Origin of the sequence: Ktedonosporobacter rubrisoli (assembly GCF_004208415.1) — a bacterium.
Taxonomy (GTDB): Bacteria; Chloroflexota; Ktedonobacteria; order Ktedonobacterales; family Ktedonobacteraceae; genus Ktedonosporobacter; species Ktedonosporobacter rubrisoli.
In genome coordinates this window covers 10,576,187-10,602,349 of the sequence record NZ_CP035758.1, presented here as the reverse complement: position 1 = coordinate 10,602,349, position 26,163 = coordinate 10,576,187, and the positions used below count along the sequence as shown (strand labels likewise).

General features: G+C 53.2%; 28 protein-coding genes and 2 pseudogenes. 15 read left to right on the top strand and 15 right to left on the bottom strand.

Going from position 1 to position 26,163, the window contains the following annotated elements; genetic code table 11:
- Window positions 1–10 precede the first annotated feature (10 nt).
- The 4 genes from brxC to EPA93_RS48870 all read right to left on the bottom strand — a co-directional run bounded on the left by brxC (window position 11) and on the right by EPA93_RS48870 (window position 5,211).
- Window positions 11–3,628: a BREX system P-loop protein BrxC gene (gene brxC, locus EPA93_RS45330; protein WP_129893875.1), complete on the bottom strand. Its 3,618-nt coding sequence runs from the start codon at window positions 3,626–3,628 to the stop codon at window positions 11–13.
- Window positions 3,628–4,212 (bottom strand): hypothetical protein, encoded by a 585-nt coding sequence (locus EPA93_RS45325; RefSeq protein ID WP_129893874.1) that lies wholly within the window; start codon window positions 4,210–4,212, stop codon window positions 3,628–3,630. The genes brxC and EPA93_RS45325 overlap by 1 nt, the downstream gene beginning before the upstream one ends.
- Complete coding sequence (locus tag EPA93_RS45320) at window positions 4,209–4,889, bottom strand: BrxA family protein (RefSeq protein ID WP_165423821.1); 681 nt, start codon at window positions 4,887–4,889, stop codon at window positions 4,209–4,211. Before EPA93_RS45320 ends, EPA93_RS45325 begins: the two co-directional genes overlap by 4 nt.
- A gap of 145 nt (window positions 4,890–5,034) precedes the next feature.
- Window positions 5,035–5,211: a hypothetical protein gene (locus EPA93_RS48870; RefSeq protein ID WP_165423820.1), complete on the bottom strand. Its 177-nt coding sequence runs from the start codon at window positions 5,209–5,211 to the stop codon at window positions 5,035–5,037.
- A 593-nt stretch (window positions 5,212–5,804) separates the two neighbouring features.
- On the opposite strand from EPA93_RS48870, the pseudogene EPA93_RS51250 reads away from it, so the two are divergent.
- From EPA93_RS51250 to EPA93_RS45295, 4 genes and pseudogenes are all read left to right on the top strand, one after another.
- Window positions 5,805–6,094, top strand: a pseudogene (locus EPA93_RS51250) (integrase core domain-containing protein); the annotation flags it as partial.
- A gap of 33 nt (window positions 6,095–6,127) precedes the next feature.
- The gene (locus tag EPA93_RS50150) at window positions 6,128–6,574 is read left to right on the top strand and encodes an MFS transporter (protein WP_129893871.1); all 447 of its coding nucleotides are present in this window, start codon (window positions 6,128–6,130) and stop codon (window positions 6,572–6,574) included.
- Window positions 6,575–6,629: 55 nt separating this feature from the next.
- On the top strand, window positions 6,630–7,094 hold the full coding sequence (locus EPA93_RS45300; RefSeq protein ID WP_129893870.1) for an MFS transporter: 465 nt from the start codon (window positions 6,630–6,632) through the stop codon (window positions 7,092–7,094).
- A gap of 288 nt (window positions 7,095–7,382) precedes the next feature.
- Window positions 7,383–7,595 carry a nucleotidyl cyclase domain-containing protein gene (locus EPA93_RS45295; RefSeq protein ID WP_129893869.1) on the top strand — a complete coding sequence of 71 codons (213 nt, stop codon included), beginning with the start codon at window positions 7,383–7,385 and terminating at the stop codon, window positions 7,593–7,595.
- A 10-nt stretch (window positions 7,596–7,605) separates the two neighbouring features.
- On the opposite strand, the gene EPA93_RS45290 is transcribed toward EPA93_RS45295, so the two are convergent.
- The 4 genes from EPA93_RS45290 to EPA93_RS50135 form a co-directional block, all read right to left on the bottom strand.
- Window positions 7,606–8,394, bottom strand: a complete 789-nt coding sequence (locus EPA93_RS45290) for an HIT family protein (protein ID WP_242527268.1) — start codon at window positions 8,392–8,394, stop codon at window positions 7,606–7,608.
- 18 nt (window positions 8,395–8,412) lie between these two features.
- Window positions 8,413–8,928, bottom strand: a complete 516-nt coding sequence (locus EPA93_RS50145) for a hypothetical protein (RefSeq protein ID WP_242527267.1) — start codon at window positions 8,926–8,928, stop codon at window positions 8,413–8,415.
- Window positions 8,929–8,946: 18 nt separating this feature from the next.
- Window positions 8,947–9,093 carry a hypothetical protein gene (locus EPA93_RS50140; RefSeq protein ID WP_242527266.1) on the bottom strand — a complete coding sequence of 49 codons (147 nt, stop codon included), beginning with the start codon at window positions 9,091–9,093 and terminating at the stop codon, window positions 8,947–8,949.
- A gap of 65 nt (window positions 9,094–9,158) precedes the next feature.
- Window positions 9,159–9,869, bottom strand: a complete 711-nt coding sequence (locus EPA93_RS50135; protein ID WP_242527265.1) for a hypothetical protein — start codon at window positions 9,867–9,869, stop codon at window positions 9,159–9,161.
- A gap of 949 nt (window positions 9,870–10,818) precedes the next feature.
- On the opposite strand from EPA93_RS50135, the gene EPA93_RS45280 reads away from it, so the two are divergent.
- Window positions 10,819–11,340 (top strand): hypothetical protein, encoded by a 522-nt coding sequence (locus tag EPA93_RS45280; RefSeq protein ID WP_129893868.1) that lies wholly within the window; start codon window positions 10,819–10,821, stop codon window positions 11,338–11,340.
- Complete coding sequence (locus EPA93_RS45275; RefSeq protein WP_129893867.1) at window positions 11,337–11,837, top strand: hypothetical protein; 501 nt, start codon at window positions 11,337–11,339, stop codon at window positions 11,835–11,837. The genes EPA93_RS45280 and EPA93_RS45275 overlap by 4 nt, the downstream gene beginning before the upstream one ends.
- Before the next feature lie 257 nt (window positions 11,838–12,094).
- Here EPA93_RS45275 and EPA93_RS45270 read toward each other — a convergent pair whose 3' ends face one another.
- Together EPA93_RS45270 and EPA93_RS45265 are read right to left on the bottom strand one after the other, a co-directional pair.
- On the bottom strand, window positions 12,095–12,349 hold the full coding sequence (locus EPA93_RS45270; RefSeq protein ID WP_129893866.1) for a hypothetical protein: 255 nt from the start codon (window positions 12,347–12,349) through the stop codon (window positions 12,095–12,097).
- A 306-nt stretch (window positions 12,350–12,655) separates the two neighbouring features.
- Window positions 12,656–13,543, bottom strand: coding sequence for a class I SAM-dependent methyltransferase (locus EPA93_RS45265; protein ID WP_129893865.1), 888 nt, complete (start codon window positions 13,541–13,543; stop codon window positions 12,656–12,658).
- 253 nt (window positions 13,544–13,796) lie between these two features.
- Between EPA93_RS45265 and EPA93_RS45260 the strand changes: the two genes are divergently transcribed.
- From EPA93_RS45260 to EPA93_RS45225, 9 genes and pseudogenes are all read left to right on the top strand, one after another.
- Window positions 13,797–15,152, top strand: a complete 1,356-nt coding sequence (locus EPA93_RS45260) for a cytochrome P450 (protein ID WP_129893864.1) — start codon at window positions 13,797–13,799, stop codon at window positions 15,150–15,152.
- A 158-nt stretch (window positions 15,153–15,310) separates the two neighbouring features.
- The gene (locus EPA93_RS45255; protein ID WP_129893863.1) at window positions 15,311–16,189 is read left to right on the top strand and encodes a hypothetical protein; all 879 of its coding nucleotides are present in this window, start codon (window positions 15,311–15,313) and stop codon (window positions 16,187–16,189) included.
- Window positions 16,190–16,341: 152 nt separating this feature from the next.
- Complete coding sequence (locus EPA93_RS45250) at window positions 16,342–16,602, top strand: hypothetical protein (protein ID WP_129893862.1); 261 nt, start codon at window positions 16,342–16,344, stop codon at window positions 16,600–16,602.
- Window positions 16,563–16,841, top strand: a pseudogene (locus EPA93_RS51245) (class I SAM-dependent methyltransferase); the annotation flags it as partial. The gene EPA93_RS45250 and the pseudogene EPA93_RS51245, both read left to right, overlap by 40 nt.
- Before the next feature lie 51 nt (window positions 16,842–16,892).
- Window positions 16,893–17,219 carry a hypothetical protein gene (locus EPA93_RS50130; protein WP_242527264.1) on the top strand — a complete coding sequence of 109 codons (327 nt, stop codon included), beginning with the start codon at window positions 16,893–16,895 and terminating at the stop codon, window positions 17,217–17,219.
- Between the two features lie 716 nt (window positions 17,220–17,935).
- A complete protein-coding gene (locus EPA93_RS45240; RefSeq protein WP_129893860.1) occupies window positions 17,936–18,292 on the top strand; it encodes a hypothetical protein in 357 nt (118 codons plus the stop codon).
- A gap of 54 nt (window positions 18,293–18,346) precedes the next feature.
- Window positions 18,347–19,468 (top strand): cytochrome P450 family protein, encoded by a 1,122-nt coding sequence (locus tag EPA93_RS45235; protein ID WP_129893859.1) that lies wholly within the window; start codon window positions 18,347–18,349, stop codon window positions 19,466–19,468.
- A gap of 129 nt (window positions 19,469–19,597) precedes the next feature.
- Window positions 19,598–20,209, top strand: coding sequence for an ATP-grasp domain-containing protein (locus tag EPA93_RS45230; RefSeq protein ID WP_129893858.1), 612 nt, complete (start codon window positions 19,598–19,600; stop codon window positions 20,207–20,209).
- Between the two features lie 148 nt (window positions 20,210–20,357).
- Complete coding sequence (locus tag EPA93_RS45225; protein WP_129893857.1) at window positions 20,358–21,062, top strand: hypothetical protein; 705 nt, start codon at window positions 20,358–20,360, stop codon at window positions 21,060–21,062.
- Window positions 21,063–21,358: 296 nt separating this feature from the next.
- Here the strand turns inward: EPA93_RS45225 and EPA93_RS45220 are convergent, their stop codons facing one another.
- The 5 genes from EPA93_RS45220 to EPA93_RS45200 form a co-directional block, all read right to left on the bottom strand.
- The gene (locus EPA93_RS45220; RefSeq protein ID WP_129893856.1) at window positions 21,359–21,916 is read right to left on the bottom strand and encodes a transposase; all 558 of its coding nucleotides are present in this window, start codon (window positions 21,914–21,916) and stop codon (window positions 21,359–21,361) included.
- Window positions 21,913–22,284, bottom strand: a complete 372-nt coding sequence (locus EPA93_RS45215) for a hypothetical protein (protein ID WP_129893855.1) — start codon at window positions 22,282–22,284, stop codon at window positions 21,913–21,915. The genes EPA93_RS45220 and EPA93_RS45215 overlap by 4 nt, the downstream gene beginning before the upstream one ends.
- A 508-nt stretch (window positions 22,285–22,792) precedes the next feature.
- Window positions 22,793–23,482 (bottom strand): ATP-grasp domain-containing protein, encoded by a 690-nt coding sequence (locus EPA93_RS45210; RefSeq protein WP_129893854.1) that lies wholly within the window; start codon window positions 23,480–23,482, stop codon window positions 22,793–22,795.
- 255 nt (window positions 23,483–23,737) lie between these two features.
- Window positions 23,738–25,231, bottom strand: coding sequence for an APC family permease (locus tag EPA93_RS45205; RefSeq protein WP_129893853.1), 1,494 nt, complete (start codon window positions 25,229–25,231; stop codon window positions 23,738–23,740).
- A gap of 71 nt (window positions 25,232–25,302) precedes the next feature.
- Window positions 25,303–26,163: a class I SAM-dependent methyltransferase gene (locus EPA93_RS45200; protein WP_129893852.1), complete on the bottom strand. Its 861-nt coding sequence runs from the start codon at window positions 26,161–26,163 to the stop codon at window positions 25,303–25,305.

The following is a 26,163-nucleotide window of genomic DNA, read 5'->3' as shown; positions in this document are numbered from 1 at the left end:
GAAGTGTCAGCTATTCAATAATCACATGGTGGTGCTGTTCCAGCTCACGATAGACCGCGCGTTGCAACGATTCGACCACCTGTTTGAGATCATCGGGCGTGCTGATATGCTGCTTCCCCAGCAGCGCACTCCAGGTCAAACGGATCTCCTGCGAAGGCATCGCATCTCCAGATGATTGACAGCGAGCCTGGACTTCCTTGACCTCTCTTAGCAACGCCGCCCAACTATTGAACAGCGTATTTTTCATGGCCCTGGCTTCGCTGATGCTGGGGAAAGTCTTCTCGATCCTTTCCCTAGCTGGCCGCAGCACCGCTTGCAGGTCGGCAATCGTTGTCTCTTGCTCCGCTTCAGGAATACTGGCCTCTGCCACTTTCTGCGGAAGCGTCTGCTCCAAGACCAAAAGTTCTTCCCGCGCCTCTTGTTGTAGGCGCTGGATGTAATTTGTCAACGCCTGCTGCGCCGTCTGATAGACCCGCATCAATTCTTCCCAGCGCCGGGCCTCGGTAATGGTACGATCGCTGGTCAGCGTGCGCCAACTTTCCAGGAACACACTGACCTCTTCCGGTGGTTGCTCGACATTGTACATCATGTTGTAGAAGTCGCGCACTTCGACATAGCTCTTTCCGTGCTCCTCCTTGAAGCGAGTGAGTTCTTGCACCAGTTTCACCATCTCTAGCACCTTTTCCCATTCACGCAGGAAGTAGGGCAAGCGCGTGTTGGGATCATGACTTGCCAGGATATCCATGAGCAGGCTTTTTCCGGCCTCAAATGACTGCGGTAGATAACAGTTTGCCGTTCTGGCCCAGTTCTCTAGCTCTTGTGCTTGCACATCAAGCTTCTGAAGCTGCTCCTTGAGCGCTTCATTAAGAGGAGCAAGCACAAGAGGCGGCTTGACATGAAAAATCGTCTCGATATGAGAGCGGATCTGCTGCTGTTCCTTGATGCTGATATCCGTTTTGATGCTCTGTACGCGCACAGCTCGAAAGCGCTGATCTTTGGTGAGCATCTGGAGCACTTCTGTATTGTCAGGATCACTGTAGTACTGACTCTTCTCGATCAGGCGACAGGCAGAAGTACGCAGCAGCAGGGCCAATCCAACCTTCACCCAACCGCTATCCCACCCAAAGGGCGGGTGTTCAAGCTCCTGGCGAAGCTGATCGGCACCAATGATCCCCAGATCATCCCCTTCCTGCGGGATACGTGAGCGGAGCGTACTGATGAGTGGATTCCCATCGTTGAGCATCCCATCGGCTTTGTAGACCTTGAGCTGCTCTAAATCACGATTGGTCGTGACATGCTTGAGTGCATCCCTGACCGTACGTGTATCATCGGCAAGCCGATACGGCAGTTCACTAAAACGCGAATAGATCTCTGGTAATAGTTGACCCAGGAGACTGCGCATTGCCAGGCTGGCATTCTCTCCCTCTGGATAGTACTTCGTACCACGGAAGAAGACCACACCATTTCTCACCGCTCTGTCAAGATCATAGCTAATGGCTTGCCTGAAGAGCATCACATCATGACCGGCCTGTCTCGCCACCTCGTATTCGGGGTTATTATCTGGCCCATTAGCGAGCACAGCCTCCGTCACCTCTTCGGTTGCCACTTTCTGGGCCAGCACTCGCCTCAGTTCCGAAGCGTGGTCCATGCGCAAGATGAAGCTATTGGGCTCCTGAATCGAACGCTGTTTCATCTCCTCATCATTATTCATTTCAGGAGAGATCAGGCGCTGGAGCGGGCTATAGACTTTGACAGTCACCGGTTCGGCAGGGTTACGCACGACTTTTTCATCCAGCGTCAGCCGCAACAATTTCTCTCGCCCACTGATAGGCACCCGGTCAAAGCGCAGCGCATTATCCCCTTGAAACTCTTGCAGCTTCATGATCAGATCGCTAACGTGATTGAGCAATTCTCCCTGCCGGGCCAGCACTTTTTCTTGAAAGCTGCGCTGCTGCATACTGAGGAAGACATAATTGTTGCCGACTTGCTTGGCATACCCGGCGTTCACCAGACAATCCAACTCGATCCTCACGCGTGAGCGCAGACTTGCCACATCCTCATTTATCGAGGTGATCAACGCGCGGGTTACATTATCTAATGTGCAGGAAATATAGGTGGCCTGCCCTAGCAAATAGAGCGCATGCGCTACCCTTGTCGTAAAGTCGTCTCTTCCAGACAGTGTCTGGAAGAGTCGCCGCAGATCCGTGCGCGTTTCGAGCGGAACATCAGGATCAAATTGGGGATAGAGATCGGCCAGGCAGACCAGGTGCCCAATCCCACTGTAAAGCAGATTAGGTACATCAAGAATTCCTCCCTGTACCACGCTGATCATCGTGCGATTGGCACCGGTCAATTCCTCGCCGCGTCCTGCCGCATGCGCAATTCCTTTGGTCACATCTGGGATCACTGCAACCGTCCAGGGAAGATAGGGGTAGAAGTCGGCAAAGTTCTCCTCATCGGGCGCAGGATAATTGCGCTGCGTTTCTTTGAGCAAACCCAGATCGGTGATCTCGCCACTGTGCTGCTGGAAGAGTGTGCGGAGTCTGCTACCAGCAGGAATGGTTTTGTCCAACAGACGCTCCTGCACCACGGCATTGATATCATCATTAGAGAGTTTGCATTTGAGCGCAAAACGCTGGTTAATCTTGGCATAGTGCTCTTGCTGGATGCTCTGTTTGAGTGCCTGGATATCGCCATGAGCTGTCACCGCGATCCAGACACGCCCACAGCCCAGCGTCGAAGCGGATTCAATAAGCGCCTGGGTTTGCATGATGCGGTTCGTCATATTGAGGCCGCTCTGCATCCATTGCCCAAGCTCATCGAATTGCAGTAGGACTTTGTGGCGACGGCCTGCGTGATCCTGCCTTTCACACCAGCGTCGCAGGCGCGTAATCAGCATATCGGATGAAATCCCATGACGTTGCGCATTCTCCGTCGCCAACTCTACCTCACTTACATTGCGGAAATGTTCCGGTAACACTGCCGTCGCAGCCTCATACAATTGAGGGCTGTAGAAGGCGGCATCCTCGGCAATCTCTTCCCATTCATTCTGGCACAACTCGCAGGCCCTGCTACGGAATTCCTCCAGAAGCCCTTTTTCTTCGAGTTGGTATTCTATTGCCCAGGCAAACGGCCAAATATGGGTATAGCCATGCGCTCTGGCAAAGAGTCGAAAAGCCAGCAAGGTCAGGGTCTCATCCGTGTCGGTGAGCTGTGCGTGGATATTGCCCCCAATTGCCGAGCAACTGATGCGCTGCTGGCAATGCGCGAGAAAACGCTCGATATCGGACCGTAGTTCGCTGTTATGGTGCAGCCGACTGAGAAAGACATCATGCACGGACTGCCCCAGCAACTCGCCCCCTTCCAGTAAGAGGCCCAGTTCTTTCATCAGGAGCGATTTCCCAGAGCCAAAGAACCCACTAATCCAGATACCTACGTCCTGTTCGTCTTCGTTATCAAAGGCATCAGAATATTCCTGGAGGATCTGATGGAGGCAACGCTCCCATTGCGGAGTCACAATAAGATTTTTGAGTTCATCAAGCACAATCGCCGGGCGGCGATCAGCCACTTTCACCACAGGTTCGATGCGCTCTTGAATTTTTGTCGTAAAGATGTCACGGATCTGCATCAGATCTCTTCTCCCCTATAAAAGTTGAAACGCAGATGATCCTGACCGAGAAAAAGGTAAACGTGACTACTTTGAGCTGGGCGCATACCAGGAATGAGGAGCACTATCGGCACGATGATCCCGGTTTTAGGATGACGCGGTTCTTGCTCGGCAAGGAACTCGATAAACGAGGTCGGATTCGCTAACGGATGCAAGGCCGAGAGTCCATGCAAGACGATGACGGGACGCACATCTTGCTCCAATGGTTCCAGATACTCTTTGATGACAGCAAGGGTACGGCGTGCCCACAGGCGTACAATACCAATCGCGCTATTGGTTTTTCTCGGATCGTTCAGAAGCTGCTCGCGTTGCTCTTCCTGTCCGGCGAGACTGTCGATGGCAAGCCGCAGAAAGTCGAGATGGTACACCTGCAAGTGCATGTCCGTGCTCAGATAGTAGCGTGCCATCTGACTGACCTGGCTTTCGAGCTTGGGAGGATACACAAAATAGATATAGGGGCGCCCGCTACTATGTCCAATGCTACCATAGGCCGAGCGCAGCCGCTCGACGAGATACTCAAACCGCTGCGAGAGATCTTCGGTCATACTCCTTGCTCCTCGTGGAAAAAGCGCTCGATAGCCGCCTTCGCCTGGGCTGGACTCCAGAGCCAGAGATTCCAGTCAGGATGGGTCGCCATCTGTTCCTGTGTCACCCCTTCGGCTTGCAATAGCCGGATCAAATGCGTCACTACCTGCTCAGGAATAAACGGAAAGGTGATGTGCTTCTGCACGGCACCTTTGAGCAAACCACAATCGCGCAACGTCGCCAGCATCCCACGCGAGAGGCGCAGGCGCGTCTCAAAGCTCCAATGTCCCACCTCAGGGTGCTCTTTTTGCGCCGTATCAAAAAATGTCTGCACATCGGAAATGAAGATCCTGAATTCCCCTCGCTGCCGACGCGGTACAATCACCTGCTGCACAAAATCATATAAGAGATGATCCTGACGTGCAATATGCAGGAGGAGCGCTGCACGTAAGGCATCAAGATGGCTCTCCTGTGCAAATGCCATGAGATTCTGTAAGACCCATGTCGGCGCGTTCCAGCGCAACAATCGGGATCGAATAATAGCAACTATAGTGGTGCGCGTGCGACGGGAACGCTGCGCAAGGACCTCATTAAGCAGCGCTTGAAGCGCCATCTCCATATTGGAGAGGCGCTCATAGGTCAGAAGAAAGAGCCGGGTTTCTTCTACCAGTGCGGTTTTTGATGCCAATGTTGGCAAGTAAGGACCTTCTGCTCGCCAGTAAGTTGTGTGTGTTGGGGCCCAGACCACAGCCAGCACCTTTCAGTAAACCTCCACAATCAAAGGAGCATGAGTCTCTTCTGATGCGAGAGATAGGGTAATAATAGCTCAAAAAACCGTCAAGCTAGCCAGGGTAATCGTCCCAGACAGTACCATGCTTCCTTTTTCCTCTTCCGCCAAACTGGGGAAATGTCGCATCTATTCTGCCACTCACGCCTGTACCTGTCAAGCCAGGAGAAACCTTTTCTGGCACGGATGAGTAAACCTGAACCGTGCCAGGAGCAACAAAAATGCTGCACATAAACGCTCTCCAAAAAGCCAGGGACGAGAGAACGCTTTTGTCCTTTCATAGACTCTTCATTGTGAACAGCAAAAACGGTTCCTCGCTCTGTTTCATTTGCTCTCTGTGCCAGCTTGATGGTGTCTTGTCGGTCTGCTTGCAACGGATATACTCAATAATCCGACAGTAACGACAAACGCGCTGCTGCCTCATTCCAGAGCAAGGTATGCCACGCTCCGCCAACAGATATTGCTTCAATGCGTATGAGAGACTTCATCACTCCAGAATCGCCAGCGCTGAGTTGGCCTGTTACACAGAAAAGATCTCAGGATCGTAATAGGTGCCTGTTCACTGGCGCAGACGCTGATGCTCAGGATGCTTTGGATTCCGCCCTGCCTCAAGGAATAGAGCATATCCACCTATCCCACCAACATCCACAATATTTATATGGAGAATATCGACAGCCCAAAAGCTGAACAGTATAGTTCTCAAAAATCTTGTAGATATTGGAAGCAAGGATGTTCCTCGACCCCATGGCTGATTATAACCAGCCTGTTTAGATTGCCATCGAGTACCGACACAGTGAGATAGTAGCTGTTTCTGGGCTGTTGCATCACAGTGATAGGGGAGTCAATAGACTTCACCTGCCTATCAGTCATGCTTAGAGCAGTCAAAAATTATCGCCAGTATGTCACGCAAAGGCAATTGTTGGGATAATTCCGTCATGGAAAGCTTTTTTGGGACATTGAAAGATGAGTGTGTAGGAAGCGCAATCTCCTCATCTCACGATGAAGCACGATGAGCACTTTTTCCCTCTATGGAAGTGTATTACAATCGGGTTCGTCGTCATTCTACTCTTGGATACGTGAGTCCACTCGATTATGAAAGTATGGGGAATGAATAAACGTTACGTTACGTTTGACGTAGAGAAGTTTTTCTGTTAGCATACAAACGTCAACGTACGTTATACGTAAAAACGTTTTTCATCGTCCTCATCTCACACCTCTGGAGACTCTACGAAACCGGGGCAAGCTCACAGATCCTCCCAGAAAATCAACGAGGACAGGCGGCAGCCCGTGAGCAAACAACCAGTAACTTGCTCAAAATTATCGGACCATTTTTGGGAGCGCCTCTCATCTTTGCCTTCGGCATCCAATGGGCCATTCTTATCAATGCACTTTCTTTTCTGATCTCTTGGGGCTTGATCTTTCAGGTCAGGACCCCTATGCTGGAAAAAACGGCCAGCAAAAATGCAGCTGTCAAAAATTTCTGGGGAGAAATGCAAGAAGGCTTGGTATTCTACAAAGAAAGCCGTATCATGCTGACCGTTCTTTTTCGCTCTTCATTTTTGTGCTTGGCTCTGGTGGCCTCGATGCCCTCTTGATCTTCTTTTTTCAGAAAAATCTCCATGCACCCACAAGCTGGTATGAAGTACTCCCATGGCTATTGGGGCGGGTTCAGTGATCGGAGCACTTTCAGCAGGGTATCTCATCAAACGCATGAGCTCAGTACGCCTCTTTTGGCTGAGCCCCTTGTTGCTCGGCATCATCCTTTTACTCTTCGCTCGTCAAACGATCCTCTGGCCAGCGCTGATTATCCTCTTCCTGGCCGGTCTCCCTCTTGGGACCTTGAGTACCAGCGTAGGGCCAATCCTCATGCATATCATCCCTCAAGACCTCATGGGCCGTGTCATGAGTGTTTTTAGTACAGCGCAAACAATCGGCATGCTGCTTTCGATCTCGCTCTCTGGCTTGCTGGGTACGTTGCTGGCTGGCCTGCATCTGACGACTCTTGGTGTCACTTTTACCACCTATGACACCATTTACCTCGGTTTGGGTACGATTTTCACGCTTGCCGGAATCTATGGCATGATCAACTTGCGCGGTCTGAAAGTTGATGGATAACACCAGTAGATGAGCGGTTTGATAACGAGTACAGCGTTACAACCGGCACTTCAAAAACGGGATTTGCAAACCTCGTAGGTCAATTCTGAACAGTTGCATCTAGCAAGTGTATCTCTTACGTATCTGCATGCTCAAATGCTGAGTACAATATTTGGGCCTATAGACACGATTGATGTAGGTACCGGAATAGCATTTCTCTTTGCGGGCTTGTTTGTATACACCATAGTAAATCGGGGAAAAAGTGAGCTGTGAGATGGATAGGATCAAAATCAAGGGGTTTTTATGAAAATGCTTACACTTCCAATTGGAACCCTCACATTTCTGTTTACAGATATTGAGGGGAGTACAGTTCGCTGGGAACGTTATCCCGAAGCAATGCGCAGAGCCGTTGCTCGCCATGATTCTCTTTTGCAAGAGATTATGGAAGCTCATAGTGCCCACGCGATGCGCAACGAGCTAAACTTATGTAATTGGACAAGGAAACCCCAGAACGCGATGTGAAAGAGAGGACTCAGTTCGAGGGAGATGAGGAAGGACGGAGTCGTTCCATTGCCTGACGAATGGAGCGAGCCAGGGAGGCCATTTCCTCGTCTGCAACGGCGAGTACCCCTTTGGAGAGGTCGAGGGCGGCGGTTTGCTGGTGTTCATAGGGAACGCCTGGAGGCAAGGGAGCAAGGTGCCAGTGGACATGACAATTGCCTTGCTGACTGCCAAGCGTCAGAATGTAGAGCCGTTCCGTTGGAACGACTTGCCTGATCGCTTCAGCCACCTGATAAATGAGTTGCTGAAGCCGCAGGTATTCCTCCAGGGTAAAGTCCCCGGTGGCCTGTTCGCGGTGTTCTCGTGGAGCAACCAGGGTGTAGCCGTAGAGCACGGGGTATTTGTTCAAGAACACAATGGCGCTCTGATCCTCATAAATCAGATGGTGAGGATTGGTGCCAGCCACGAGTTCACAGAGAAAACAGGACCCTTCTTTCACGCGTTTTTCGTAGGCAGCGACATCAACGGGGCGTTTCTCACGCATGCTCTCTCTCCTGAATGGGTGGTGAACGACCTTCTCACGTGACTCCATTGTACCCGCCTGAGCAATGTCTTGCAAGAAGGCCCCCGTGCTGACGCCATCAGGCGAGTCCTGATCGTGTGCGTTCTCCCCACTCGTCAGGCCAAGCCAGCTCGCAAAGGCTTCGGGAAGGCCGAACAGTTTGAACGTGAGTTGACCAGCAGTGCTGGTACGGGCGTTGCGTGCGAGTCGTTCGTTCCAGTTCAGACGGGAGTGCGCCCGCTGGTTCCGGGTGAGCACCGCAGGCGGCTCTTCGTGCTAGGCTGGGAGCACGGCAGATTCGGTGACACTCAGGTGTTGATGGCGTAGCACCTGGATGCAGGCCCGCCTCTGTTGCCGACGAGGCCAGTCGCACCAGAGCAGCGGTGCCGACCCACCCAGACGAGGATGCAACAGCACGCTGACCCGGCGCGGATGCTGATTCTCTTGCCCGTGCCACTGGCCCTGCGGGCGCTGCTCACAGGCGCGACAGTCGGCAATCTGGGCCTCGTAGACCATTCGCAGGCTGCCGTCCCGTTCCTGCCGACATTCTTGGTGGAAGAGCTTCTTGCCTTCCGGGCAACCCACAGTTCCATCGGTTTGGAGCGTAAAGTCCCCGCCGGAGTAGCGCCCAGCTTTCCAGGCTTTTCCGATGACAGGAGGCTCGTAGCCCGAAGCCGGTACCTGCTCCGATTGGAACGTAGCGAGAGCGGGAGCAAATTCCGTCGTGCGCACCGGCTCGGGTTTGAGGTGATGACCCAGTTCGAGCCTCAAGTTCCAGACCCATCGGGCCACGCACTGCCAGGCTTCCTGTCAAGAGGCGGAGTGGCTACACCAGCGATCGGGGCCAAGCTCCCGGTCTTCGTCAGCCAATGTTGGCTCAAACGCTCCCCGATGTAGGTAGAGCGCCAGGACATCGGCGGCGGTGAATGCCTCACGAGGCAAGTTGGTCAGGAACACTTCGTAGACGATCCCCTTGCCGACGAGGCCGATCCGGCACTTCGTCGCCCCTTTCGGATGCGTCGCTACAACCACACGGCAGCGCACTCCCGCCGGTCCCACCGCCACATTCGGGCATCGTAGAGTTGACGCACCAGCGCGCTTTCGGGTCGAGCGAACGAGTGATCGGCGGGTAAGTGCAAGCACGCCTGGATTTCCGGCTGGTTCAGCACGGCGTAGTCTTCGCCACATGTGACAAAGGAGAAATTGGCTACATCGGCGAGCACGGCTCCTGTCCCATATTGTCCATCCAGGTGGAGCAGAGCGCGCTCGCGTGGGAAGTGCTTCGCTGCCAGACACGCCTCAATGGAGGTACATGCCTGGCGCAGTTCCTCGCGATAGCGCCCATTCCCACGGTTGCCGAACGAGCCGAGCCACTGGAAACTATGGGCTTGACTCACAGTTGTCCGGGTGCTAACAACTTCCCCTCGTTTGCGTCCCGTGTACCCAGGAGCACACACCCCGTCGAGCCGACGGTGCGGGGGAGGCAGATCATCGGTCGGAGGTTCGGCCCGCTGTCTGGCGGCTTCCCGCGTCCCGTCCACATCAAAGACCATCCAGTGCTGGCCCTGCCGATCCAGCAGCCCGGCTTCTTGCTCGTCTGGGCACAGCGGTCGGGAAAGCCCATCTTCCAGAAACAGAATGTGCAGCGCTTCGACGACCTGCTGGATCAGGGCTGCCAAAAAGCGCGCGAGAGCAGAGCGTGAGGGGAGCTGGTCGCGCTCAAAGAGCGCCATGAAGGAGCTGGCAAAGGGTTTGAGGGTGTCGTAGAACGCTTCCAGGGTGCGTTCGCCGCTGATCGCGTAGCGCGATCAGCACGGCGAGAAAATCAAGCACCTCATACCGACCAAAGCGAGGGCGAGCAAATCGGACTCGCTCACAGAACTGGGACAAAACTCCCTGCTGGCGCAGGTGCGTGGCGATCAAGACCACCTCTCCGAACCAGACTGGCGGGCGAGGAACCTCCTGCAAAGAGGACTAGATGATCACAGATGCGTCGGTGATACTATTCATGTGGACCTCCTTGTTGGGAACGAATTGCTTTCTTCCCTCAAAGGAGGCACATTTTACGCTAGCCCGCTAGCTATCCTCAACCTCGTTGCGCATCGCGTAGGTGTGTCCGGTGTATTTTCACCTGTTCGCCATCTCAGCATCGTCGTTCTCGTAACTTTCACCGCATCGTACAGACGCTTCTTTTCTTCCTTACTCATGCAGCCTACCAGATCATTCAGGTAGACACGCCACGCAGATAATTCGTTCATGTCTGCCCTTTCACCATAGGAGAAGACAGGTAGGTAAGCACGTCCTCATGGCAGAGGATCTCCCATCTTCTCCCGTAGTCCATGTGTGTGACGAATGTGCTCTGCAGCTTCCCTTTCAAGCACATCCTCAGAGTCATTGTACCAGAATAAAGCTGAGCTCTCCACAGTTTCCTACCCTATATGCCTGAGAAGCAAAAAACTGGATAAACGAACCCTCATCATTTTTTATCAATCCCATTGTACTCAATTTTAGAAGAAGTTTCAGCTTTTTCCCGTCTTCTTCCCGTTTCCTTCCCGCCTTTCATCCAACTATTACCCGACTTTGCCGACTACACTTCTCCTCGAAGCAGGATTGAGAGCACACGATAAGACTGTGTGCTTCCACCCTCGTCCAAGAGATAGCCTCTAGAAGAAAGGATCACAGATGGATACACAGCAGCAGGAGCCGGAGCTTGAGCAGGGGTCCAAGCAAGATTTGAGTGGTGAACTGCATCTTCCGCGCATCAACATTACCGGGACGCAGTGTATTGCCGTCCCCACTCAATCGGGAACGGTCGCTGCACCTCCCGTTCAGCAGTCAGCTGACAGCAGCCAGAACGTTTTCTACTTTCAAGATGATCTTTTGCTGGAAGAGGATGATGCAGATCTTCTCGGTTCGCCCCTGGCAATGCCCTTTCAAATGTCCGAAGAGATGCCGCCTCTGCACGCGGGAAGTGGGAAGTTTGCTCCGACGCCCACACCTCCCCCAGCCCAGCAGAGCACCCGACAATTCCCTTTGCTTCGTGTTCTCATCCTCGCCGCGGTGATCGTGATTGTCATCCTCACGGGTACGATGGCCTTTGCACAGACCTCTGCGCCAACGCTCCCAGCTCACCCGACGAATGCGCCAACTGGTCAGGCAACGGGGCAGACCCCTCCTCCCCCAGGACTCAACCGACCCTGGTGAAGAAAAATGTACCGACGACCACCCAGGAAACGGGCACCACGGCGGGGCAGAATACTGATGGAACTGGCACCTGGATTCCCCAACAGCTTCCTACGGGCTGGGCAGATGCTGGCCTCACTGCTGGCGACGTACTCTTCGGCGAACGAACAGCCGTCGCCTTTACCGACCGAGAGATGTCCCTGAACTTTTGTAGCACTGGCACCCGTGCTGCGCACGGCGGGACCTTCACAGCAGCAACCTTTGTCTTGACGTCCAATGCCAGGGCACGCTTCACACAGAACGATGTTCGGGTCATCAACAACGCGCTCTTTGATAAAGTTCAGCAAAGAAAACTGATCCAATCAGTCGTCAATGCACAGCCTCAGCTCGTCAAACTTGCTGTTGTTGGGCAGCAGCAGGTCGCCTGGGTCGATGTGTCCTTTCAGCTCTGGCAATCAAAGATCAATGCAGCAGGTGTTCGCAGCAACGGGTTCGACGTAGATCCAACCACCAACTAGCCACGCACCCATCACATGATGGTGCTGCTGCTACTGATTCCGCAGGACAAGCAAGGAGATAACCCAGCGATGGGTGGCACGGGCTGGCTTGTGAGCAACTACGCTCTTGACCCCTCCGGTGCCGCTCTCGATGTCGTCCAACCCGCCTGATATCGTGCTGGGGCGATCTCGTCCAGAAGCGTTATGGGGGGACTGCACCCCCTCTCAGGAGGCAAGTGGAGCAGTTGTGGATAGGTGGCGTGACGGTTACATGGTTCCTAGCTTCGCCTCCATCTAGAAGAGACAACCTTTGCCACAAGCAGAGGTTGTAAGAATGCCAGAGGGGGCTTGAGCATATGGATCACTTCTAAAAATGTCAGGAGCGCTTGCTGATCCCGTGGCAAGAGCTTAATGAGGTTCTCCGCATAGGGATTCGCCCGTTGCCCCTTGACTGCACGAGCATCACTGGCTGCCGCAAGAAACCAGGGAAGTCGGATAATTCTAGCTATCCGTTGCTGGAACTTTCGAGCCAATCCTTTTTGCTTTCCATATTTCCGTGACGCAAAAAACCTATTTTAGTTCATTTCGTCAACGTATTAACGAGGAATATAAGCGGTTGCTTGCTCAAGGACAATCGTTGCAAGAAATAGCGAATATTGAGGCTCGTGTGCGGCAGACGCTGGAAAGTGAACTCTTGCAACTTGCCAACCTCTCCGACGTTCCTGACCCCCGTTTAACCTTTGTCTCACGCTCTGCTACACCAGGAGCTGTATGTCAATGCAGACAGTCTGGTTGCTCCTTGTGCTGACACTCTCTGAAAAACCGTGGGTGATATACCATCACCCTGCATTTGTTGTGGCCTGGGTCTGCGGTTTCACTCCCCAGGCGATCACCTGCAAACTGATGGCGCTGAAGTGAGCATCGTTGAAGTCTTGCAGCGCCTGGTCAACCAGCGAGCGAATTTCTTCCTGGGTGGTGAAGCCTGCCGAAGCGACAAATGTTGAGAAGGTGTGCGACATCAGCAGAAAATCATCGCGCCAGTTTTTAAAGCCTGGGTTTTGTGGGGCAAACTCGATGAAATATGGCTTCATCTCGACCTGCTGAAAGCCTGCATCGCGCAAGAGGTTTTGTAATACCACACATAGACCAGAGCTACGGCCCGTCTCTGAGAAACTCCTGCCAGTCAGCGTTCCGGCTTTGGTAAGAAATGCGGAAAGGCGTTCTACTGCGGTACTGGTACTGTATTCAGCTTCGTAATCAGCGACGAGAATGCGCCCATTGGGGCGGAGGATGCGTATACATTCCCGGAGCAACAATGGCCAGTGCTGTGGAGTAACGAATGAATAGAGGAAGCGACCGTTGACATAATCAAACGATGCGTCGGGAAATGCTAATGGTTGAGTGGCATTCATGTTGAGGAATTCGACGTTCTCTCGCGATTCAGCTTGTGCAAGCATTCGTGCGTATCCAAGCATCTGCTCGCTGATGTCAATGCCCACAAACCGACTATGGGGATGAAGGTGAGCCATATCCAACACCCACCCGCCAGGCCCACATCCAATATCGAGTACCCGGTGAAACAGGTTCCATTCTTCGTCGGTAAAAATGGGAGGAGTAAGCGACCTGAGTGCTCTATCCTGTTGAATGAGCCTGGCCATTTCTTTCAAATCGTTGGGATCGGCAACGTAGGTGTTCCCACTATTGCTTTGATCAATAGATTTGTCCATAGGTACATCACCTCTGCGGAAGAAGTCCCGATCAAAAAGGTCATCCTGGAAAGATGCTATGTGCTCAGTATACCATCTGACGATTTAGTGGGAGAAAGATCTCCCTGCGATCTCTCTGGTGCGAATGGCGAAAACACGTTACAATATGGAGAGATGAAGGAGAAGGAGCGTGTAACATCATGCAGAGAAGTATCCCTGTCAGTTCACTGCCACCTGGATTACATAACTCGCTTCTGAGGAGCATTTTCGTCGGATGAGACAGACACGTTCCCTCCCACCAGGGCCACGCAGCCCACTCCTTGGGAGTGTAGTAACCATGCAAAAAGATCCTATTGGCTTCACACTTGGTTGCTGGCGCGATTACGGCGATGTCGTCTCGACGCGATTTCTCCTCTCCCAGCTGGCGATTCTTCTGTATCATCCCGATCATGCAAAATATGTCATGCAAAATCCTGCCAAGTATGATAAACGCATTTCAGTGATCCAGGGGGTAAAGGTACTTATGGGGGAAGGCTTATTCACCAATGATGATGAAAAGACCTGGCGTGTACAAAGACGGCTCTTTCAACCGCTTTTCCAGCAAAAAAACATGCCTCTCTTCGATGCGTTAATTACGAGCACAACTCAAAGCCTCCTGTCAGAATGGCAAGCTTACGTGAAGAGTGGGCAAGTCATTGACATGGAACAGGAAATGAGAAAATTTATTTTACGGACGATAGCACGAACCCTCTTCTCAATTGATTTGGAAACGAGCATTCAAACACAAATCGATTATCATTTACAAACAATGGTTCCCTTGCTTTCTGACTACATGAACTTTCCTTTTCCTCCCCTTTCGATCCCAACAACACGAAACGTACGCTTGAAACGCGCTGTACAGGCTCTCGATGCCATTATTTATTCGTTGATCGAACGGTATAAAGCGGCAGCCCATACACCAGCCCATGATCTTCTCTCATTGCTACTCGCAGTTCGCCATGAGGATGGGCATCCGTTGAACGATAAACAAGTTCGTGATGAGGTGGTTACGTTCTTGCTAGGCGGTCACGACACTACAGCGCATACCCTCGCCTTTACCTGGTATGCCCTTTCTCGCTATCCTGATGTTGAAAAAAAGTTTTCCGAAGAACTCGACGCCGTACTTGGAGGTCGTCTTCCAACCATTGAAGATTTACCCAGACTCTCCTATACGCATATGATCATCGACGAGGTTTTACGACTCTATCCATCTGCCTTTGCTCTTGTACGACGCGCAGTCGAAGACGACGAAATAGCAGGATATCATGTGCCAAAAAACAGCCTGATGATCCCCATTCCTTATGCAGTCCAACGCCATCCTGATTTCTGGGAGAATCCCGATGAGTTTGACCCTGAACGTTTTGCAACCGATCAGGAAAAACGCTTTCCACACATCGCCTATATGCCTTTCGGGTCAGGACCCCATCTCTGTGTGGCAAAATACTTTGGCACAATGATGGTACAGCTTGCCCTGGTCACTATTGCACAACAGTATCGACTTCAGCTCGCTCCAACACCGCCTGTCGAATTACTCTTTCGCATCTCTTTACGTTCCCGTCATGGCATACCCATGAGCATCTCAGCTCGCTAGCACTCCTGTTTCTCCAGTACATCCTCTTATGGAACATACATGCCCAGGCCAAGAACGTTACTTCTTTCTCTTCTGTAACTATTGAGGACTTGGAGAAATATGTTTTGTCTATTATACTAACGATAGAATCGCTACAGCATTTCGGAAGAAGAGGGTCTTTGCCTATGGTATCTCTGGTCACATCTGTCACGCCTTCCTGTTATCCTCTCTCAGAATCGATGGTTCACTTTCTCGCTGAAGAGCGGCAGATCCCTTCAACGTTTACCATTCCTTTCGATCTCGATGTCTCGCACCCCTCTTCGCTGGAGCATATCAATGAGCTTCGATTGGGGTTTATACAGCGGTGGTGGAGTCCTCTGATTCGAGAAATAGCTGATTTGCGCATTGAGGCAGAAAAGCCACTGCGGTCCGCGCTGGAAGGGCACGAGAAGCTGACGACGAAAGAGTTTGTTGATATTCTCTACCAGAAAACGCCTCTGGTAGAGAAGAGAGCCAAAGTGAGTGGTATGACTGTTTCGCGCTGGCGAGGACGAGGGTTTATTCGTACCGCCGAAGAGAATGATGAACATATCGCCGTAGAAACAGCGCTTGCAGTCCTGATGATGCGGTTGGCTGACACGAGACACCAGAAAGGGTGGCTTCCCCCTGGCTCACATACTTGTGAACCATATATGTATGTCTGGCAGCAGAATGGCCCAGGTCAACCCGTTCTGCCTTGTGGGTTGCCTCTTCACCCGTCTATCCCGCCCCATGCCTTCCTCTTTACGCCTTTCCGCTTCCTCGGTGTACTCTATCCTGATCACTGGTTTGCCTTTGGCGATCTTGGGTCAGTGCGATTTGCAGGGACGATCCAAAAAGAGAAGCACCTGCTCTGGAACTTGACTGAAGAGGAGATTCGCCTTTGGGATCCGACCATCGAGCCGTTAGGGAGAGGCATTCTCGACACGTTTGCGCTGCAAGCTCGTGATAATTTAGCCAACCTGGTCCTTTTAAAGCTCGCCACCCAAGCATTTGCGCATCACATAGCCCCTTTTTGAGAGATGGGATACTTGGAAACAGTCATGCACCCCGCTCCAGTAACGTTATAAAGTTTAAATTTGTAACCTTTCCTTTATTTGCTAAGGTTACGCTAGCGTGTTAGAATACAAGCAGGGGAAACGTTGGGGTGGGCAGGCCAAGAGTCCCTTGTATGAACATGACCATTGTAGTGCAGGCACTGAGAAAAGCGGATGAAGAGTTCCCCATGTCTCTCGAAATTCAGGCCTATAGTAATGTGGTCGAAATTGCGCGTCTCACGAATAAAATCCCCCTGCTCATTCACAGCCTGGGTGGGTTGCTTCCTGGTCTCCCAGACAAAGGGCAGCCTGCTCCAAGAAAGGTTCTCGAAGTCGCCTGTGGGCCGGGGGGTGGATGCTGGAATTTGCAAGGACGTATCAGGAAGCTCAGGTAACAGGTATTGATACCCGACCCTTCATGATTTGCCATGCGAATAAGCGATTTCAGGAGAAGCAAGTAGCGAATGCACATGCATTGTGTGTTCCTTCATATCTTGAGCAGCTTCCCTTTAATGAAGCATCATTTGACTTGGTTAGTATCCAGTTTATCGGTTTGTTTTTATGCACTGAGCGGTGGCCCGTACTCTTGAAAGAATGTAAACGTTTCTTGCAGAAGCACGGTTACATTCGGATCACAGAATATGAGTTAGCACAATCCAATGCTCCTACGATGGAAGAGTGGAATATGCTCTGTCAACGTTTGCTCCGGCAACGAGGACAGAATCCGGTGAATTGGCTGTGTGAGCTGGAGCCAATGATCACCGCGGCTGGCTTCCAAGAAAGTAGTGCTGTGCCACATATTGTGAACTACTCCTATGGCGTTCCTATGCATGAGGATTGGAAAAGAGACCTCATGCTTTGGACGAGGAAATGGCTTCCGCAGATGATCGAGCTGGGCCTTATCACACAGGAAGCTGCTCTTTCTCTGGGTGAGCGAGTGCAGCGGGAAATGAGTTTCCCTAATTTCCATGCTCTTCAGCACTTTTTGACCGTATGGGGGAGAAAGAGCTAAACGTCACGGGAGGGTAACAAAGAGAGGAAGCACTTTCATGATACTCCACGCACGAAGAAATCTCTTCTGAGATGCTCCTAGAGTTTTTCAGAGGGGTATGCGCAAGAGCAGAGAGTAGGTTTTCTGTGCCAGAGGCGGTAGGAAGATGACGCCTCGGCAACTGCTCTCAGATGTGCAGAGACAATGAGCGAGCGCGATTTGAGGCTGTCTGTGTTATGTGCAGATACGCTATCACTGAGGGCGTGATGGATACCGCTCTCATACCAGAGAGGTGCTCTTGATGACTCTCCCTGATCAAGATCCTCGCTCTCGAAGTGGCAAGGGGCGGTGCTTGCTTCCCGGTAAGCTATATGACCGGGTACTGACCATGATGGCCCTCCGCTACGTAAGCTGTCATGGGACGCAAAGTAGCGGGCATAAGCAGATTACTAGGTGATAGATCCTGTTTCATTCGCTTTTTCTGGCTCACCGAGGACCGATTCCCAGGTTGGAGCAAGAGCTTGCCCGCTTTTCATCTGCAAAAGAGGCGAAACAGGCGGTAGTTCGTTGATTTTCTCCGACGAGTGCCGGATCTGTCCTTTTTTGGGAACCGGCAATGAAACATGATACGCTTTCTGCCTCTCGTAAGCGCTACCTTGCACTTCATGACAGCTTACGTAGCGGAGGGCCCTCCTCGGATGTGTATGGGCAACAGCCTAAAAGGAGAGGAAGCAAAGATGCAGCAAACGAAGCAGAGAGAAGAAACAGAGTCCATCAACGCGTCGGCGAGCAGAGAGCCACAATTTGAGTGCATCGCTGGAAAAAACACCGTGAAGGTTGCTTTTTCCAGTGTGCTGTGGAGCGAATACTTCGGGTACCAGGATGGGGTATATCGTCGGTCGGGGACGGTGATAAAGGGGCAAATGATTGCCCCTGATATTGTCCAGTCTGAGAGTACCACTGGCTCCATTCACCACTGGCGGCTCTCAGATCTTGTCTGGTTGCTGACGATCCGACCGTCGGATGAAGCCCTCAAACTGTGCAGTCATGTAGTCGAGGTATCTTCGGAACCTGAGCATTCTGCGCCCTGGTAGCGCGGTATCACCTGTTCCTCTCAGCAATAGTAGCAAGAAAGAGGTTTTCGGGCGATGGAACGAAAAAGAACGTTCTCACCACAAGGCGAAGACGCTGTGGCGCTCTTCCCATTTGACTGGTATCGTACCATGCGGCTCACGATGCCAGTCTATTACCATGCAGATCGGCAGATCTGGGATGCCTTCCGATCCAGCGAGGTTGAGCAGATCTTGACAGATACGGAAACGTTTTTGCCCTTCACCCCGCTACAGATCTTACACTATCCAACAAACAACACAGGCCAGTATCGACAGGAAGCGATTTGCTGCGTCCTAGATGCCTTCTTTACGCAGCCAGCGCTTGAGCACCTGGAAATGGTGATACGCCCACTCATCGAGACCCTCTACGAGCGTCTGCCCCTGGGCCAACCAGTCGACCTCATGGAGCAGCTGGCGATTCCATTGCCTCTGCTGACAATAGCCTCCCTCTGCGGCATTCCCTCCACTACCTGGCCGTTACTGCGGCGCTGGTCAGAAGGATTGGGGGCAGGAGAGAAGATACTGGCCCCATATCCTACAGCATTGGCAACCTATTTTCGCGCGCTCTGTGCGCAACGGCGAAAGGCATCTAAGGAACATGATCTGATCAGCCACCTCCTGGCGGCCCAAATAGGTGGCAGGAGTCTTGAGGAAGAGGATGTGTTTGGGTGTATAGCCTTCTTGCTGGGGGCCGGAGCACATGCGACGAGTCATCTCATCGGCAATGCCCTTTGGATGCTCGACGAGGACAAAAGCCTCACAGTACGGCTGCGGGAGGAACCAGCTCTGATTGCCTCTTTCATTGAGTTCGTTCTCCTTTTACGCTGTCCTTTCCCGGCGATACACAAGAAGGCAACGAGAGCGGTTGTTCTGGCAAGCCAGCATGTTCCTGCCAATGCCGTTGTCACGGCCTGGATCGCATCAGCTAATCTTGATGAAACACGTGATGTGCGTTTCTCTCTGAAATCGCCTCTGGCCCGACTGGCGTGCCGCGTCGCGCTTGAAGTGTTTTGTCAACGCTATCGAGGGCTTTCTCGGCTTCCTTCTGTCCCGCTCCGGCGCGTTGGAGGGAGTCGCTATAGCACTGTGTATGGGCTTGAACGGCTCGTTGTGCGCCTTCGGGAAGCACGCCGAGGCGGGTGGCTCTATCCAGGCTGAGAGGGTGCGGGCAGGATGTTACCAGCAGCGAAAAATCATACGAAAGCAAATCAACCAAAATATACATCCAGCCAAGCAGTAGAGCTGTGGTTGAGGACGGAAACACAAGGGCAAAAGTGAGCATATGCTATGAAAAGTCTTCTTCTTGCCAGCAGTCAAGGGCAGGTCAACGACGGCCAGCCAGTAGCCCCCGATGATGTCCTGCTGCTGACGACCCTGCGGCGTCGGGGTATCACTGCAGGAGTGGCGGCCTGGGACGACCCTGGCGTGGAGCGGAGCAAGGCGGGCCAGGTGGTGATCCGCTCCACCTGGGACTACTACCTGCACTTGGAGCGCTTTCTCCATTGGGCCGAGATGGTGGCCCGGCACAGCAAGTTGTGCAATCCCCTGCGAGCAGTGCGCTGGAACGCCCACAAGTGGTATCTGCACGATCTGGAGCGCAAGAGCATCCCGATCATTCCTACCCACTGGCTTTCCGCTGGCACTCCCACCGATCTCGCCCCCATCATGCAGGAGCACCACTGGCAGCGTATCATGCTCAAGCCGGTGAGTAGGAGCCAATGCGTACGGTGCTTTGGCAGAGGACCGGGAGCACCTCGCCCTCGGCCAGGCGCATCTGAATACCTGGCTCGGCACTCATGTACTTCGATCTCGCTCCCTGCCTGGCCGACAGGTTGGCCGAGGTGTTGGTTCAGAGCCTATTACAAACACAAGCATCTTTCGCACAAGTTTCGTGAGTGAAGCGGATGAGCGGCTTTTTCGCCGGGAATATCAGCTTCTCCTCCTCAACTGGAGGTACTTGGCTCAGATGAAAAGAGCCAAGTAATACGCGAAGATACGCTATGCATCTCACGCATACTGCTACCGTAGCCGAGAGAGAGTAAGATATATGAATAGAGATCGTACCAGCCGCTCGCTCTCTTCGCAGGATCAAGCGATAGTAGAGCAGGCCCAATATCCACCATATCTACCGCCAACTCAGGAGTATGAAACCACTGGAGCACTTGATCTGGCGGCCCTCCAGCCTCTACAGAAGGGCACCTCTCAGGTTCCATCCTACAGCGAAGGCTTTCGCACTCAGAACCAGACAACTCCACTTCCACCAGCGGCTCCAATCTGGAAGCAGCCTCGTTATAGATCCATAGCTGTGGTCGTGCTCATTATCTCAGTAATCATCCTGTCGGTCGTGCTGTTACTCCCTTTCCTGTGGACATTTTCTCAAACGAGCACACTCATACCTGCCGCACCTCCTGCCCTAGCACCGGTGGGACAGGTTGTGTTCTCTTCGAGTAGGCAACTCAGTCCCAACAGTGCACAAGGCATTAACGACGGCGTAACGGTGACGCTTCACGCACTGAAAAGTCCAGCACCAGGAAACGCCTTCTACGCTTGGCTCTTGCCAGACCAAACCAGAGACGAAATGAAGCCAATTCTGCTGGGACGGTTGGCACTCACTCATGGAGTCGCTCAACTGACCTATAGCGATCCTAGTCATACCGACCTCCTGGTAACGTATAGCGGCTTCTGCATTACTGAAGAGGATGGCTCGACGAACCCGGCCACTCCATCGCTGGATCAGGCCCACTGGCGCTAGAGCGAGAACATTCCTGCGACCCCGACGTCAGGGGACGAAAACCACTATAGCCTCATCTCCCATCTGCGCCACCTGCTCGCCCAAGATCCCAATCTCTAAGCGCTCAAGCTCTCAGGCGGCCTGGATATCTGGTTGGCTCGCAACAGCGAAAAGGTGCTAGAGTACGCGACGGCGGCACGCGACAACTGGCCTAACCAGGGGAGTAGTGCCGATCTGACGCATCGGCAAATCGCTCGCATTCTCCAATACCTGGACGGGGTTAACTACAACGTTTGGTGTGAGTTATGAAAACCCATTTACCAGTCAATCAAATCAGCAAAAGCCAACGGAGGCCGTTGCAGATACCCATTCAACCACATACAAAAGTTGTGCAAGCTGACTTTGGCTGCCAAGCGAGCTTGAAATCCAGTCAGATCATGCGGTCGCTCACGAGCCAGGCGAAATGTGTTGAGCAGTTTGTCATTGACCGTCTCAATGATCTGTCGCAGGCTCGCTCCCCAACGCCGCAGGGCTTTAGGCCAACGAAGCCGACTGGTTTGGTGAGGGACCGTTCTCACCTCTGCCCGGCTCTGTGCGCGCCATCGCCGGTGAGGCTTTTCTCCAGCAAACCCTTTGTCAGCAACATAGGGGGCTTGTGCAAGCTCTCCGGCGCTTGTGAGACCCAGGCTCTGGTCTCGGCGGGCAGCAAACAACGTCTCGGCCAACGATTGGTCATGGGTACTGGCAGAACCAAAGCCAAATCCGGTAATGACCTCTGTAGGGTTGACAGCGAGCAACAGGTGAAAGCCTTCATACCAGCCCAGCCGATTGCACGAGCCACTATCAGCCTGACCAGCCAGCCCGTCCCTCGTCATTTCGCATCACGCGTGACGGCAGCAGTGCTGTCCAGGGCCTCATAGTCACACCGCTGGGTTTGCAGAGCTTGCACCAGATGCGAGCCAAACGCCGTGATGGCCTCGCGATGGGTTCTCATCAGCCGATTGAACTGCGCCCGATGCGGCAAAGCTGGGAAAGCAGTTCTCAAATGACGCTCTGCGTAGCGATAAAAGGCCCTCTCACTGGGGAAGTTTACCCATTGCCCAAATATGGCCAGGGTGATCACTTCGGCCAAAGAAAGTGCAGCTTGTGGTCCAGGGCGCCCCTGTTCTTCTGGAAATTGGGACTGGCAAAAATCATCACTCATGACATACAGTATGGTTACGAAGGTATCTCCATCTCTCATCGTGAGCTCCTTCTCAACGGAAGTGGTTTTGGTAAGCTCACTGTAGGTGATGGATACCTTCTTTTTCAAGTCCTTTCTCATTCACACCAAACGTTACAGGAGTGATCCGTTCTGGCAAAGTGGTGGGGGCATCCTATAAACAGCAAACTCATCTTTTTCTCCTCTCCCACTCTGAGAAGACAGGTTGTCCAGGAGCGGTGCTCCCTCTTTCACGTCCAAGACGCGTCAGTAGAGCTTGCGCCATCTGCTCTATCTTGCCAGCCTCCAATAAATGTAAGCTTGCATCCAGTAATTCGACATCCATGACCTGTGGTTTGCCCGTTGCATCTTGCACGAGATCGACCCGGCCAAACAGAAAGGGGACGCCAAGCAGGCGCTCGATGGTGGCCAGAATATGCTGGGCCAGGGCGATTTCCTCTGCTGGGGGATTGGGAACGAGCGGCTCCTGAGCCAGATCATCTGGTCCTTGGGCTCGAAAGGGCCGTTCACGCCGAAACGCATGCGACCACTATCCTGCGAACACATAATTGATCTCGCCTCGGGTAGCTACTTCCTCTACATAAGGCTGCAGGAGGAAGGTTTGCCCTACGGCCTCGGCTGGTAAGGTCGCTTGCACATGACGGAGTGCTTGTGTGTCTCTGGCATCCACCAACCGGGTGGCATAGGAATTGGCTCCAATACTTGGTTTGAGCACCGCTTGCTGCCAGCCTTGTTCTTCCAGCACATGGACCAGATCCCAGGGCTCCTCAGGCGTGAGGACGAGCGTGGGGATGATGGGGATTCCGTGGGACTCCAAGGCGCGTAAATAGTGGGCTTTCTCAAGGTTCCATCGAATCACCTCAAGAGGATTGAGTAAGGTGGTCTGCCTTGCCATCTGCTGTGCCCAGGCGAGGAACTGCCTTGGACGCAGATGATAGTAATAGGTTGAGCGAAGAACGACGGCTTGCGTCTGCGTCCAATCATAGTGTTCGCCATCCCAAGGGATGGCTTCTACTTTGGTGCCGAGCAGGTGCTGCAGCAGGGAACACAAGGCGGCATCATCCACCGAGCGTGCGCATCGCTGCTCAACATGATAGAACTCCCGACACGTGGCAATAACGAGAGAGGAGCGCTGAGATGCTCTAGGAACAACTGGAAGCAGAGGAGCACTGTCTGGCTGCTTCTCTTGCGTTTTGCGTTGGCTTTCTCCTTGAGCCATGATTTCCTCCTTCCAGGGAAACGAGCTGCTTCCTCCCAGATGGCCACCTTGCCTTTTGCTCGTGAGGGTCCTCTTGCCCCAAGTGACCTTTCTCATCCTCTCACAGGAAGACATAAAGTTTCGTCATCAGGTCTAAAGACAGGCATTGCCTCTTCGCCTCGTAGGGAAGCAGGGATGTGCTCCTCCCGGATGTCAGCAGGAATACAAACGTTGTGGGAAACATGCTGCAGGAGGAATCCCTCCTGCAGCAGCTCATCAGGTGGTTGCTTCCTCTTGCGGATGGAGTTCTGCCCCAGCCACAGGACGTGTTCTCCCAAAGAGCCAGATCCCTCCAAAGAAGAGCAGCGCGATGACGCCCAGAGCTCCAATCCATTCTTGCCATTGCGCCAGCGATACCAGGGGGGTCCAGGGTTTGGTCAAGGTCACAATAATCCCCACGAGGCTTGCCACGCTCCCTAGTGCCGCACAGAGAGAAAAGACCCAGGACGGAACCAGTTGGAGTGCGCGGAATTGCTCCTGGTACTTGCGACGGATGAGGACCACATCCACAAACAGCGTGGTCATTGAGACGCACCAGATCACGGTCAAGGTCGCCTGCAACACATCATAGACAATGGTGGCTAACTCCCCTGCTTTGAGTGCCTGCAAAAAGAGGGGCAGCAGAATAAAGACGAGGATCGTGACGATACACGAAAGCACTGTTTGGACCACAATGGCCACCCAGGGCACCTTATTGGCATTCACTCGACTGATCACCGCAGGTAAGCGCCGATCAAGCCCGGAGACAAAGAGCAAGCGGGCAAACGAATAGTTAAAGACGGCCGTAGTAAAGAGAAAGAAGCCAATGAAAATCAGATTGACGATGGTCCCTAGCACTGGTCCCACACTTCCTCCAAAGCCCAGCACGACTGCTTCGGCTACCGAAGCTGGATTGCCCTGATCTTTGAGGGGAACCGCCGTCATGACTCCAAAGGTTCCAAAGAGATAGGCCGCCATAATGACGATGGCTCCCCAGAAGAGATAGCGGGTCACCGCTCGGGCCTCTTTGATTTCCACCCCCATATTCAAGGGCACTTCAATACCCAGCAGTCCTAGAATCACCGTCCCATAGAAAGTCAACGTCGCTGGCTGAGGCAGCCAATTATGCAAGGAGTAGTCTACAGGAGTGCTCGTACCATGGAGCAGCGCCAGGACCCCGGCCAGGCCAACTAGCAGGATCGCCCCTCCATAGAGCACAAAGACGATATTGACCATGGTTTGCGTAAGCCGAAAGCGCAGGATAGAAAGCAGGCAGGAAAAGGCAATGATCAGCATAATCACTACACCCTGTTGCCAGGGGTCAGCCAGCCATCCTGGATGGAGCAACTGGATAAGAGAAACAGCTCCATCTCCCGTTGCGACGAGACCAAGCACCCCTGGGAACCAGGCGCAAAATCCCGCAAAGAGGCCCAGGAGCGGGCCAAAGGCTTTATGCGTCCAGACATAGATGGACCCCTCACCGGGAAACATACGCCCGAGTTGGCCCGTGATGATAGCTCCAGGAATGAGGAAAGTGAGAAAGCCCAAGACCCAATACACATACGCGGCCGGTCCCGCGCCAGTCATAATACTGGCATTGCTAATAAAAAGGACAATCCCCACGAAGATGGCCACCATGTCCATAGTGGTGAGCACTTTGGGCAGCAGGCCCCCGGCGATCCGTTCCGAGGGCAGCTGCTCTTGTGGGCTCGTGTCAACAGCAGTCTCCATAGTACCTCCAGGAGAGTGACATGCGCGTTTGGCACATGCCTTGCTAGGCATGATGTGAGAACCGTCCCCGTTCACTCCTTCTCTTGAACGGTGGTTCCCCACACCGTGCGAAAATACCATAGTCCAGAAAAATTGGTCGCTTGCATCTCTTGAAGGGCCTGGGCGATCATCTGCAGCCCTTCTTCTTCCTGAAGCACCCCTTGCTTGACCAAAAAGGGAAGCACCAACGGCAGTAAGGTTTGAAAGTACGAGACCATAGAGGGGTGCGCAGCCGTTCCCGCAGAAAAATCTATTCCGGCTACGTGCTGCTGCACTTGGCTCAAGCCAGCCTCGCGAAGCAAACTGGCAAGCGCGACCGTAATGCCGACCCCCGTACCCGAGGGCGAGAAGCTATAGCCCACGCGCTGATAGGCCTGCGCATGCTTCAAACTCAACTGCTCTAAGGTAGGGGCAGTCGTCAGCGTATTTTCGCATTCGGTCAGGCGCAGCCTCCCTCCTGCGCGCAGCACCTGAGTACACTTTTTCAGGAAGAAGGGCCACTGCTGTGCAGGCAAAAAGCCTTGCAGCAAGCGAGCGTTGATCAGATCAAACGAGGCCGCCAGCCATGGGAACGGTTCCAGTACATCCATCACCTGGAACTGGACATTGGGGAGGTGCCGCGCCTGTGCTTGCGCCTGCGCGTACGCAATGCGTGAGGGGCTTGTATCCCCCCCGATCACCTTCAGGTGAGGAAAGTGCTCCGCCACATCGAGGGCCCAGCCTCCTGGGCCACAGGCGAGATCGAGCAGGGAAGTACACCCTTGCAAGGAACAGTGTTCAGGAAAGAGCCCGCCTAACGCTTCGGTGAGAAAGCGATGAAAGCCGATGAGACGTGCTGTTTCTCGCTCTTCCTCCAGAGGCACAAAATAGCCAGCCGGGTGAGGGGTGTTCAT